Below are 12,296 nucleotides of genomic sequence, written 5' to 3'. Positions count from 1 at the left end.
AGAAGATAAAAAATACAATGAGCGCTCCTTCCGAGAATGAACAGGCTCCGGTTCTCAAATGCGTTGGGCTAACCAAGCATTTTGGCGGCCTGGTGGCGGTTAACCGTGTCAGCTTCCATATCAATCCTGGCGAGGTTGTTGGACTCGTCGGTGATAATGGCGCTGGTAAATCGACTATGATCCAAATGATTTCAGGTGTCTATTCGCCGGATGAAGGCGAGATGTACGTTGATGGGAAAAAGGTCTCTTTTTCAACGCCCCTGGATGCAAGGAATGCAGGGATTGAAACTATTTATCAGGACTTGGCCCTCGCGACGAACCTGAATGCGGCGGATAATATTTTCCTGGGGAAAGAAGTATCCACGAAGAAGCTGGGTATCTTCCCTACATTAAATAAGCGAAAAATGCAGGAAGAAGCCAGAAATATTCTGAAAGAATTGGATATCAAAATCCCCGGGTTGACTCGGCCAATTAGAGAACTCTCCGGCGGTCAGCGTCAGGCAGTTGCCATTTCACGGTCCATCTATTGGAATGCAAAACTACTGATTATGGATGAGCCTACAGCAGCCCTGGGCGTTCCGGAACAAAGAAAAGTTTATGAGCTTGTCAACAAGCTGAAGGAACGGGGGATGCCAATCATCCTTATTAGCCACAACATGCGCGATGTCTTCGCAATCGCAGACCGGATCATTGTTTTGCGGCGCGGCGTCAAGGTGGCGGATATTGAAGCGCACACAACCAATGATAAGGAAATTGTGTCGTTTATGGTTGGCAACGAGAACGAATAGAAAAGACAAAAACCTCAAAGAATAAAGATTAGAGGATATTTTTATGAGTAACCAAAAGACAGAACTAGCTTCATTAATGACAACATCAGAGCTTCGGGCATTCCAACGAATATGTTCTGACAGTGGGAAAATGCTGGTGGTTGCAATGGATCAACGCAACAGCATGCGAGCTGCTATGAGAAATAATGGTGACCAGGCAGATGAAATTTCAAATGATGACCTTGGGGATGTGAAATGCCGGTTGGTTGAAGGCCTGGGTAATTTTGCCCCTGCACTATTATTGGATCCTGAATGTGCGCTGCCCAAAGCAGTTGATACCGGTGTTTTATCCAGAGATACCGCCCTCATCGTCAGCCTGGACGCTTCCGGCTATGATCGCGGTGATAATTCCGGGTTGAGAGAATCTCGGGTTGTCGAAGGTGTCAATGCCCGAAAAGTGAGAGATTTAGGCGGTGACGCTGGTAAATTGTTGGTTTTCATGCGGCCGGACAAGGATGATGGCGATTCCTTTGCCCAGAGCCTGATTAAGAAAACTGTAGAAGAATTTGAAAAGGAAAATGTCCTGCTGGTGGTTGAGATCCTGGTTTACCGCCTGGAAAACGAGACGGAAGAGGATTATCTCAAACTCAAACCTGAATTGATCCTAAATTCAGCGAAACTGGCGGTTGAGAATGGCGCAAAATTCCTGAAATTGCAGTATCCTGGTTCTGGAGAAGCCTCTGCAAAGGTCACGGCTGCCATGAAAGGCGTGCCTTGGGCTGTGCTTTCACAGGGCGTTGACCATGAGGTCTTTATCGAACAATTGAAGGCTGCGATGGATAACGGCGCCATTGGCGCTATCGCCGGCCGGTCATTGTGGAAAGACTGTGTTGCATTGGATGCTGAGAAAATGAAGGCAGACCTTAAGGAAAAAGGCCAACCCCGCTTGAATGAGATCCTTAATCTGTTGGGCTAGTTGTACAATAACAGGATGAATAAAGTACCGATGGAAGAAACACAAACGACGATCGGGATTGACCTGGGCGGGACGAATGTCCGCATTGGGAAAATCACAGCGGATGGAACCATTCTGGAGTTTGTTAAGTCCCGAGTTCCCAAAACACGGGAAGAACTGCTGGATTTGATCCACGAAGCTGTTCAGGGTATGTTGGATCCGGATGTGTTGGGTATTGGCTTTGGCTTCCCGGGTCGGGTGGATCATGAAACCGGACTGGTCTTGTCGGCGGGCTTTCTGGATTTTGCTAATGTGAATCTTGTCGATGTTTTTGCAAGTTGGACGGACCTCCCATTTTTCCTGGGTACAGACCCCAATATGGCCTTATTCGCTGAAATCCAAATTGGTGCCGCCAAGAGCCATCAGGAAATTGCCTTACTGACTATTGGGACCGGCATTGGGGGCGCAATCGCCTCAGATGGCGAGTTGTTCTATGGCAATGGCTGCTCTGCCCAGTTAGGACATATCACCGTCAAGATGAATGGCGATCTCTGTAATTGCGGCCGACGAGGTTGTGTCGAAACGACCAGTTCAGGGACCGCTCTTCATAAAATAATTCTGAATTCAAGTTTCACCAAGGATATCAAGGTCCAAACGCTAGCGAAGATGGCCGGGCAAGGGCACCTTGAAGCAAAAGAATTGCTGCTGAAGTGGGTCAGTCCCTTACGTCGTGCAATGGATTCGATTTGTGCCACTTTGGGCTCTGATCTGATCCTGATTGGCGGAGGATTGGGAGAGGCGGCTTGCCAACTCGTCAAAGAGCTTACAACTGCCGAATCCGAATGGTTTGTTTACGATGTAAAGCATTGTCAGCTTGGGGATGATGCCGGCGTGATTGGTGCCGGTTTATATGCCAGGCATAAAGTCAGCCAGCTGCGAAATTAGGTTATGACAAATGAATAATGAGAATAAGACCCAACGAAAAATAATAATGGTGAATGGTTTGCCTGCGACAGGTAAAACCTCGATTGGACGGGATATCGCCGAATATTACCATGCCCCTTTGATCACTCTGGATATGCTCAAGGAACCCATGTTTGATGAACTAGGCGTCGGTGACCGTGAATATAACCGGACACTGAGCAGGACCTGTAAGAAAATCATCTGGGCGGAGATTCGCGATTTCCCTAAGGATGCCATTGTCGTGTTGGATGCATGGTTTGGCTTGCCGCCCAATGAGGATGTGAAGGCAGGACTGGAGAGCGTTGGCGCTGATAAGGCAGTTGAGATCTGGTGCCATGCAGCAGGGGAAATTCTGAAAGAGCGTTATATTTCTCGCGTTGGGCTGCGCCACTCTGCACACCCCGGTGCGGAATTTGGCGATGAACTGGCCGAGCGTTCCAAGACCGTGGTCCCGATGGATTTTTGCCCGATGTATGACATTGATACTGGTGACTTTTCAACGATTGATTTTAATGATTTGCATCAATGGTTGGATGAAAATTTGTTTTAGAGTTGTTATAAATTATTAGTGCTCCCAACCCCTGGCCGGTTTATCCGGCCAGGGGTGCACTGGGCATTTTCCCCTTATTGTTTTGTGACAATTTAACCCAGGCATCTATCAACCGGGTTTTGACTGGATTAGGTTATCGTTTTGTTAATTAACAGAGAATCCCCTAATTTATTAAATGATATGCCATATAATTACTCCTACCAAAATTGAGTTATTCGCCGAGTATTTTCTGGCTTTCGGCTGAGACCATTCACCAAAATTTCTCCATATCATAAGAGGAACCCTCTTTGACAACTCAAATGCAAGCAAATTACCATGCTTCGGAAACCTCCCGCGAGAGGATTATGAAAGCGCTGCGCCATGAGCCCACCCGCCGGGTCCCAATTGACCTGGGCGGAATGGCTTCCACCGGGATTATGGCAATTGCGTATGACAAGCTGAAAAAACACCTAGGGATCGAGAGCGGCCAGATCCGCATCATCGACATTGGGCAGCAGCTTGCGGAAGTGGAGCTGGAAGTACTGGAGCGATTTGGCGGTGACGTGATTCCTCTGACGCATTCGCTGGGTGAAGCTCAGACCGGTAAGTGGAAACCCTGGACGCTGCCCAATGGGGTGGGGTGTTGGGTCTCTGCGGGGCTGGACCTGCGGCCAAATGAGTCGGATGGCGGCTGGCTGGTCTGGGAGAAGGGCATTCCGGTTCGCCGAATGTCACCGGACAGCCTCTATTTCACCCGCGTCAATCCACCGCTGCGTGATGCAACGTCATCAGCGGACCTGAAAGACATTCCCATTCCCCTCCTGACCGATGAACAACTGAAAGCCCTGGCAGACCGGGCAAAACTGCTTGATGAGACCACCGATTACGCCATCATGGCGGCTTTTGGCGGCAGTATTCTGGAGATGGGGCAGAAGCTGCGGGGCTGGGAGCGCTTCATGGAAGACTTGGCCGAGGGCGGCGCCTTCACAGAGGACCTGATTCAGGGCATGGTGGAGAAGCATCTGAAAAATCTGGCCCTATATCTGGAAGCGGTTGGCGACCATGTTCAGATCGTCCAGTTTGGCGATGACCTTGGCGCTCAGGACCGCCCACAGATGTCCCGCCGAATGTATCAAAGGACCATTAAGCCCGGACATAAACAACTTTATCACTTCGTTCATGACCATTCACAATGCAAGGTCTTCCTGCATTCCTGTGGCAGCATCACCCCGCTGATCCCTGACCTGATCGAATGCGGTGTGGATATCCTCAACCCCGTTCAGACCAGTGCGAATAATATGGCGCCGGAGAAGCTCAAAGCTGAATTCGGTGAGCAGTTGGTCTTTTGGGGCGGCGGGTGTGATACCCAATCGGTCCTATCCAATGTCAGCCCGGATGAAATTCGGGCGCATGTGACGGAGCGGCTGCAGATCTTCATGCCGGGTGGTGGTTATGTCTTCAACCAGGTGCACAATATCCAGGCCAATGTCCCCCCGGAGAATGTTGTGGCCATGTACGACGCCGCCCGGGCGTTTGAATTACATCAAGCAAGATAATGACAATTTACCAGTCCACTTATTAGCATAATGTCATATGATTTTTTGGTAATTTGTTCATGATTAATTGGATGAATATCCTAACTTGGTCTGGAAGGGTGTCTAATCTGGGTGATTGACCTATAATTAACGGTGTTTAGAGTTATGTTATGTAGCCCTTGAAGGCCGCCTGCCCAGAAAATGGAATGGCGGCTATAAAATGAGTTCGATTTACAAATTTAGAAGTGGAGTGTATTAATGACAGAAAAGAAGATCCATACGATTGAAGAAGTGACCGCATTAATTGAGGAACAATCGCTCACTAAAGAGCAATTGATGACTTATTTGCGGCAAATGATGGAAATCCGAGCCCTGGAGAACAATATTGCCAGTCTATTGGGGACAGCGGTATTGAAGGGCGCTTCCCACCTCTATGCCGGTGAAGAGGCTGTTGCTGTTGGTGCCGTTGGTGCGATTGATGATCGTGACTTTATCACCAGTACCCACCGCGGTCATGGTCATGCCCATGCGCATGGCGACATGGCAGCCAAGACCCCCGAGGCCAAGCAGGAACATTACAACAAGATGATGGCCGAGGTTCTTGGTAAATCCGGTGGTTATTGTAAGGGTAAGGGCGGTTCCATGCACATCGCTGATGTGGCCCATGGTAACCTGGGTGCCACCGGTATCGTTGGCGGTAACCTGCCGATTGCCGTTGGTGCTGGTCTGGCTCAAAAGATCAAAGGTACTGATTCTGTAGTACTTTGTTTCTTTGGTGACGGCGCTTCTAACACCGGTAACTTCCATGAGGCCCTCAACATGGCTTCCGAATGGGACCTGCCGGTTATTTTCGTGGTTGAGAACAACAAATACGCCATGTCCACACCCTTCGTCAAAGCCAGCAAGCTGGACCATGTTGCTGACAGGGCTTGTGCCTATGGCATCCCCGGCGTGATCGTGGACGGCATGGACGTTTTGAAAGTCCGCAAGGCCGTTTCCGAAGCTGTGGCCCGCGCTCGCAAGGGCGAAGGTCCTTCCATTGTTGAATGTGAAACCTACCGCTACTATGGCCATTCCCACTCTGACCCGCGTGCTTACCGCACCCGTGAGGAAGAAGCGGAATACAAAGCCAAAGATCCCATCAAACGTCTTTCCGCTGAATTGGAAGAAATTGGTATGGCCAAAGAGGCTGAGATCGAAAAGATGGACGAGACCGTCGATGAGAAACTCGATGCCGCGATGGATTTCAGTAAAGCCTCACCACCCCCAAGTGCTGACCTCCTGATGACGGATGTCTATGCACCTGATAACTGGACCGATGCTGACATTGCCGCTGAGAAGAAACTGCGCGAACAGGTTCGCAATGACAAAGATATGCGCCAGATCACCTATTCCCAGGCTCTGAACGAAGCTATGCGTGAAGAACTGATCAAAGATCCCTCCGTCTTCCTGATGGGTGAGGATATTGGTCTGTATGGTGGTGCGTATGGTGCGACCCGCGGCCTGGTGGATGAATTTGGTGAGGAACGTGTTCGCGATACACCCATCTCCGAGGCGACCATCGCTGGTGCAGCCGTTGGTGCAGCGATGTGCGGTATGCGTCCTGTGGCTGAGATCATGTATGTTGACTTCACACCCTTGATCATCGACCAGTTGGCGAACGTTGGCGGCAAGAACCGTTATATGTTCGGCGGTAAGACTTCCGTGCCCGTCACCCTGCGGACTGAAGGTGGTGCCGGCCGGGCGATAGCAGCCCACCACTCCCAGAGCCTTGAGGCCCTTTGGACCCATCACCCTGGTGTATACGTTGTGATGCCCGCGACTCCTTATGATGCCAAGGGTTTGCTCACAACCGCTATTGAAAACGACAACCCAGTCATGTTCATTGAGCACAAGATGCTCTATAAGGAAAAGGGCCCCGTCCCCGAAGGTGAATACAAGATCCCCTTTGGTGTGGCCGATGTGAAACGCGAAGGTAAAGACCTGACCATCGTGACCTATTCTCGCATGGTGCTGCGTGCCCTGGAAGCTGCTGAAGTCCTGGCGAAGGAAGGCTATGATGTGGAAGTGGTTGACCTGCGGACCCTGATGCCCCTCGATATGGACACAGTGATAGAATCAGTGAAGAAGACCGGTCGTTTGGTGGGCGTCACTGAAGCTTATGAAAACACCAGCTTCATCAACGAAATTATGGCTCGAGTCAATGAAGAAGCTTTCGATTATCTGGATGCTCCGATGGTCCGGGTTGCTTCCCTGAACATTCCCGTTCCACGGGCCGAGGTTCTTGAAGATCTGACCATCCCGAATACGCAGCGCATTATTGATGCCTGCAGGAAGGTGATGAGCTAATAATGGCAACTGATTTATTCATCCCTAAAATGGGGCAGACTGTTGAAGAAGTGACTCTTATCAACTGGCTGATCCAAGAAGGCGACAAAGTTGACTTCGGCGATCCAGTGATGGAAGTTGAGACGGATAAAGCTATCTTCACGGTGGAAGCCAATGGCAAGGGCTATGTCCATTTTGGACCCTTTGAAAAGGGCCAGGTGGTGCCTGTCCTAAGCGTTATTGCCACCATTGGCAAGAAGGATGACTCCTTCTCCCCCAGTGTATCTGTGATTTCACCTGATGGTGAAGCTGCTAAGGCGGAAGAAGAAGCGCCAAAAGCAGAAGAGCCAGTTGAAGAAGAAAAGCCAGCCGAAATGGCAGTTGCTGCCTCACGCGCTAAGGTTTTCGCTTCCCCTCGCGCCAAGAAATTGGCTGCGGCCAAGGGCGTTGATCTCTCCAAAGTGGCTCCGACCGGCGGTGAAGGCGTTCGGGTGACCGAGAGCGACGTAACGGCTTATCTTGAAAAGAACGCCAAATCGGCAACACCTATTGCAGCGAAATTGGCTGCGGAAATGAATCTCGACCTCTCCGGTGTGACCGGTACCGGCCCCAAAGGCACGATCACCCGTGAAGATGTTGAAGAAGCAATCCGCCAGCGAATGGCAGCCGGCCCTGTGGCATCAGCCGCACCAGCCGCCGCTGTTGCAGCCGAAATTCCCTATGCCTATAACAAGGCTCTGAACACCAAACCGGTCTCCGGCGTCCGCAAGATCATCTTCGACCGGATGGGCATGAGCGACCAATTGACCGCCCGTGTGACCCTGGTGACAGAAGTTGATGTGACTGAACTGGTTCGCTTCCGCACAAAGTTGAAAGCGGAGAAATCCGAGGCCTGGGGTTATAAACCCGGTTTCAATGAGATGATAGGCCTGATCGTGGCCCATGCTCTCAAGGAAACACCTTATATGAATGCCCGGCTGAGCCAGGACGGCACCAAGATCGAAATCCTGGAAGATATCAATGTGGCATTTGCTGTGGATACTGACCGCGGACTTTTGGTCCCGGTGGTCAAGAAAGCTGACCAGATGGAGTTGAAAGACCTGGGTGCCCGGTTCCATCACCTGGTGGATGCCGCCAAATCAGGCCGAATTTCCCCCGATGACCTGGTGGGTGGCACGTTCACCATCACCAACCTGGGTAGCTACGGCGTTGATGCCTTCACCCCTGTGATCAACCTGCCTGAACTGGCTATTCTGGGCTTGGGTCGAATTCAAGAGAAGATCGTACCTGTGAACGGTCAGGCCGAGATCCGCAAGATGATGACCCTGAGTTTGGTCTTTGATCACCGCCTGGTAGATGGCGCTCCGGCAGCGAAATTCCTGCAGACTGTCAGGGAATTGCTCGAAGATCCGATTATGATCTTTGTGTAAGCAAGAAATAAATTCAATATTGCTTAATGCCTGGGACAAAGTCCCAGGCATTTTTATATTCCCAAAGCAGTTATATCCAATTGAAGGGAGAGCTATGTTACACTCTGGTATAGTCCAACTGGAGGAAAGGTGAGGTGTGTGTTGAAGATGGTATCGATTGTCAATCAGACTTCTCCAACCGGAGAAATCCAGGTGAAGGTGTGCGAATCCTTTTTCAGCCGGCTGCGGGGTTTGATGTTTACCAAGGAGATCAACCCAGAGGGCGGGATCATCATGGACGAGAAAGTCCCCTCCCGGATGAATGCATCAATCCATATGCTCTTTATGAACTATGCCATCGCCGTGATCTGGTTGGATAGGGACCTGGTTGTGGTGGATAAGGTGCTGGCAAAACCGTGGGCTTTAGCCTATCTGCCCAAGGTGGCCGCCAGATATGTGATCGAACTGCACCCATCCCGGTTGGATGATTTCGCTGAAGGGGACCGGATAGAACTGGTGGGTGAGGGCAGCTGAATTACCTCGTTCAAGGGTGTAATTTCCAGTTAGAATTAAAGTAGAAATGTCAGGCTCCTGCTGAGTGTTGAGTGGAAGGGTTCCTTTTCCCCAGCACCAACAGGATGGCTTGATGTTTATAAGGTTTGACCAATGAGAAAAAGGAATGAGATGAGAGAACGAAAAAGCCCACTGCTCGGTTACCTTCTTCCTAACTTCAACGATCTGGTCTGGATCGTTGCTTTCATTGGCGTCCTGGCGCGCGGTCATAAGATGATGAACCTCGATGGGGACCTCGGACGGCACCTGACCATTGGTAAATATATCCTCCAAAACCTGACCATTCCCCGCTTTGACCTTTTTTCACACACCATGCTGGGTGATCCAGTCACGCCGCATGAATGGCTTTCACAGGTGGTCTTTGCCCAGGCGCATAACCTGGCCGGTTTCACCGGTGTGATCCTGGTTTGTGCTCTGTTGATCGCCACCACCTTCTGGTTGGTCTACCGGCGGATCCGGCTGAACACTAATTCAATGCTGATCGCGTTGTTGGTGGCTTTTCTGGCGATGACGACCTCTGCACTGCATTGGCTTTCCAGGCCGCATATCTTCACTTTCCTTTTTCTGGCGTTGTGGGCGGTGGTGTTGAACCGGATGGTGCAGGGAAAGGTGAAGAGCTGGTGGCAGCTGCCGCTGCTGATGGTCTTGTGGGCTAATTTCCACGGGGCCTTCATTGCCGGATTTATGACCTGGTTTCTGTTTGGCTTCGGCACGTTACTGGACCAAATTTGGGCGAAGCGTCCCTTGCGGGAGGGCTTGCCGGCAAAATTCTGGCAGTCCTATCTATTGGGCGGCGGTGCGTCCCTGTTGGCTTCGTTCATCAACCCTGCTGGGCTGGGCATTTGGGGTACCAGCGTAGGGTATTTGGGTGAAAGTTTCCTGGTGGATATGACGATTGAATATCAATCGCCGAATTTCCACCTCTACCGCATGTGGCCGTTCCTGTTATTCGTTGTCCTGCTTTTGGTTCTCTTTGCGGTCAATAAGCGGGACCGGAAATTCCGTGACCTGGTTCCCGCCATCGCCTGGCTGGCGATGGGGCTTTATAGCGCCAGGAATGTCCCCTTATTTGCGATCATCTCCGCCCCGCTGCTTGCTGCTGAACTGGATATGTTGTTTATTCAGGCAACGGAGAAGTTCAAATGGGTGGCTCGATTGAAGAAGTCGGATGACCGTTACTTGAGTCTGGACGGCCAGTTGAAGGGGTATGTCTGGCCGGTGTTGATTGTCCTGCTGGCGGTGATTGGCCTGAGCCTGGGATTTACCTTTGATGCCCAGCAGGAAGGGTATGCCTATGACCCTGATATCTTCCCGGTGGATGCGGTGGCCTGGATGGAGGATCACCCCCAGGAAGGGAATATGTTCAACTATTTCATCTGGGGCGGCTATCTGCTTTATGAGGAATGGCCGGATGATCTGGTCTTCATTGATGGCCAGACGGACTTCTATGGCGAGGCGCTAACCCGGCAATATCTCGAGGTGCTCTCCGCTGAGGATGGCTGGGCGGATATTTTCGAAAGCTATGATGTCACCTGGGCGATCCTGCCGCCGAATGAGATTGTGACGCATTTGATGGTGGTTGACCTTGGCTGGGAAGAAGTCTATCGGGACGACGTGGCGGTGATTGTTCACCAGTAGTTCGGATGCTTTAGTTGGAAATGGTTTCATGAAAGAAAAGTAAAACCTTCCTTATGATCCTGTTGGCAGGGGACGGTGGGCGGCGGAAGCTGGCTAGCACGAATGGCGCGCAGGAGGAACTGAATAGTCAGTTGCCAGCTGAGTGATAAGTTTTTAGAGGGGATGGGTTATTGATTTAGGGATTAGATATAAAAGATCATGATGATCCCAAAAATCAGGAAGGGGGCAAACGGGAGCGCATTGGAGAAGGCGCTATATTTTTTTGTCAGGATGAGCACAATCAGGGCGATCACGGAAACCAGAGCGAATGAGACAATGGCGATGATGATGACGCCCACAATGGCCGGCCAGCCAACCAGCAAGCCGAAGATTGTCGTGGCCATGACATCCCCGAGGCCAAAAGCAACCTCCGATAATTTCTTCTTGCGTATGGCCCCCACGATCTTTGAAACCAGGATCCCGAGGAAGTAGAACGCCAGGGTGATGAGCAGCCCACCTAAAGCACCCAAGAGGGATTTCTTCCAACCCAGAAAGATAAGACCATAGGTGAGAAAGAGAATGAAGCCGGCACCGGTGGTCTCCAGCAGGACAGCATGATGTTCGATATCAATGACGAAGATGATGCCTAACAGAGCCGTGACGGGCAGTGCGGCCCAATAACCCAATAGGGCCGGCGGGAAGAACTTGAGCAGGAAGCTGATGGCGGCTGAGACGAGAATGACCAGCAGGTTCCTGGCAGGCAGCCTGGTGCCGCAGTGCGAACACTTATATTCGTAAAGGTAATCTTTCAGGGATAAAGGGCGCTGACAGGATGCGCAAGCGGGCATGGACAGCCCTGAGTCACTCGGAAGGATATCGGCAAAAAAGTTGATGATGATTCCCAGGAGAATTCCGATGACCGCAGTAAGTATATATTCCATTTTGGCTCCGAACTTGCATGGTTTATTTTATTGTTACGATATTGTATTTGATTTTTTGGAAAATTAATGTAAAATTAATCTATCACTCGAAATAAATTATACACGAAAAGAGTATATATTCGAGATTTGCCATAGCGTCGATTTTGAAATATCTTCTCCAAAGTAAACAGTTCTTATTAATTCAGTTATATTAGCATCTAGTTAGTGACGTTGTGAGATTATCTTGAAAGCTTTTTGAATGATTAATAAGTGATATCAATCAAATTTATTCAAAAGGGGTAGCTATGATAGAAAACTTAGTATTGCGGCCCAGAAAAAGTGCGATATTGGAAAAGCACGAAAAAGAAGAGGGACAAGGTTTGATTGAATACGCATTAATTGTTGTCTTGATCTCAATCGTGGTGATTATTGTTTTAGGCCTGGTGGGCGGCGAGCTTAATGGGTTGTTCCAGGATATTGTGAATGGGCTCAGTACTTAATTCGCGGGCATAAAACGCTTCCGGGTGATTAATTGATACTTGGAATTTTTTTACCGTCGCTGGATAGTTGAAAGGACCAAATTATATAATAATGGTTATATTACACTGGATTTAAACTGATATCCATTATTATGCGAATCGTAATTGACAACTTGGTATATCTGTTTATAATGTTTTATACACTTTTTAGAAAGGGAGAT

The 12,296-nt window shown here is 50.0% G+C and carries 11 protein-coding genes; 10 read left to right on the top strand and 1 reads right to left on the bottom strand.

Annotation, left to right across the window (positions count from 1 at the left end):
* Positions 1–17 precede the first annotated feature (17 nt).
* From JR338_08140 to JR338_08100, 9 genes are all read left to right on the top strand, one after another.
* Complete coding sequence (locus JR338_08140; GenBank protein ID QRN84391.1) at positions 18–788, top strand: sugar ABC transporter ATP-binding protein; 771 nt, start codon at positions 18–20, stop codon at positions 786–788.
* 76 nt (positions 789–864) lie between these two features.
* Positions 865–1,743: a tagatose-bisphosphate aldolase gene (locus JR338_08135; protein QRN84390.1), complete on the top strand. Its 879-nt coding sequence runs from the start codon at positions 865–867 to the stop codon at positions 1,741–1,743.
* A 30-nt stretch (positions 1,744–1,773) separates the two neighbouring features.
* Entirely contained in the window at positions 1,774–2,667 is an 894-nt protein-coding gene (locus JR338_08130; protein ID QRN82400.1) for an ROK family protein, read from the top strand.
* Between the two features lie 10 nt (positions 2,668–2,677).
* Positions 2,678–3,235, top strand: coding sequence for a hypothetical protein (locus tag JR338_08125; protein QRN82399.1), 558 nt, complete (start codon positions 2,678–2,680; stop codon positions 3,233–3,235).
* Between the two features lie 287 nt (positions 3,236–3,522).
* Positions 3,523–4,770 (top strand): methyltransferase, encoded by a 1,248-nt coding sequence (locus JR338_08120; protein QRN82398.1) that lies wholly within the window; start codon positions 3,523–3,525, stop codon positions 4,768–4,770.
* Positions 4,771–5,106: 336 nt separating this feature from the next.
* Positions 5,107–7,098 (top strand): dehydrogenase E1 component subunit alpha/beta, encoded by a 1,992-nt coding sequence (locus tag JR338_08115; GenBank protein ID QRN84389.1) that lies wholly within the window; start codon positions 5,107–5,109, stop codon positions 7,096–7,098.
* Between the two features lie 2 nt (positions 7,099–7,100).
* Positions 7,101–8,507: a 2-oxo acid dehydrogenase subunit E2 gene (locus JR338_08110; GenBank protein QRN82397.1), complete on the top strand. Its 1,407-nt coding sequence runs from the start codon at positions 7,101–7,103 to the stop codon at positions 8,505–8,507.
* Positions 8,508–8,645: 138 nt separating this feature from the next.
* Entirely contained in the window at positions 8,646–9,020 is a 375-nt protein-coding gene (locus JR338_08105; protein QRN82396.1) for a DUF192 domain-containing protein, read from the top strand.
* Between the two features lie 150 nt (positions 9,021–9,170).
* Entirely contained in the window at positions 9,171–10,697 is a 1,527-nt protein-coding gene (locus tag JR338_08100; protein ID QRN82395.1) for a hypothetical protein, read from the top strand.
* A gap of 182 nt (positions 10,698–10,879) precedes the next feature.
* Here JR338_08100 and JR338_08095 read toward each other — a convergent pair whose 3' ends face one another.
* Positions 10,880–11,617, bottom strand: coding sequence for a prepilin peptidase (locus tag JR338_08095; protein QRN82394.1), 738 nt, complete (start codon positions 11,615–11,617; stop codon positions 10,880–10,882).
* Between the two features lie 284 nt (positions 11,618–11,901).
* Here JR338_08095 and JR338_08090 point away from each other — a divergent pair, with 284 nt between their 5' ends.
* Positions 11,902–12,096 carry a Flp family type IVb pilin gene (locus tag JR338_08090; GenBank protein QRN82393.1) on the top strand — a complete coding sequence of 65 codons (195 nt, stop codon included), beginning with the start codon at positions 11,902–11,904 and terminating at the stop codon, positions 12,094–12,096.
* Positions 12,097–12,296 lie beyond the last annotated feature (200 nt).

The organism is Chloroflexota bacterium, from assembly GCA_016887485.1.
Taxonomy (GTDB): Bacteria; Chloroflexota; Anaerolineae; order Anaerolineales; family Anaerolineaceae; genus Brevifilum.
Note: the sequence above shows the minus strand (reverse complement) of the source record. Positions and strands in the feature narration are given on the sequence as shown.

Excerpts from the sequence above, each read along its gene's own strand:
- JR338_08135 (QRN84390.1), top strand. The coding sequence starts at position 865 with ATGACAACATCAGAGCTTCGGGCATTCCAACGAATATGTTCTGACAGT.
- JR338_08140 (QRN84391.1), top strand. The coding sequence starts at position 18 with ATGAGCGCTCCTTCCGAGAATGAACAGGCTCCGGTTCTCAAATGCGTT.
- JR338_08090 (QRN82393.1), top strand. The coding sequence starts at position 11,902 with ATGATAGAAAACTTAGTATTGCGGCCCAGAAAAAGTGCGATATTGGAA.
- JR338_08110 (QRN82397.1), top strand. The coding sequence starts at position 7,101 with ATGGCAACTGATTTATTCATCCCTAAAATGGGGCAGACTGTTGAAGAA.
- JR338_08130 (QRN82400.1), top strand. The coding sequence starts at position 1,774 with ATGGAAGAAACACAAACGACGATCGGGATTGACCTGGGCGGGACGAAT.
- JR338_08100 (QRN82395.1), top strand. The coding sequence starts at position 9,171 with ATGAGAGAACGAAAAAGCCCACTGCTCGGTTACCTTCTTCCTAACTTC.
- JR338_08095 (QRN82394.1), bottom strand. The coding sequence starts at position 11,617 with ATGGAATATATACTTACTGCGGTCATCGGAATTCTCCTGGGAATCATC.
- JR338_08125 (QRN82399.1), top strand. The coding sequence starts at position 2,678 with ATGAATAATGAGAATAAGACCCAACGAAAAATAATAATGGTGAATGGT.
- JR338_08115 (QRN84389.1), top strand. The coding sequence starts at position 5,107 with ATGGAAATCCGAGCCCTGGAGAACAATATTGCCAGTCTATTGGGGACA.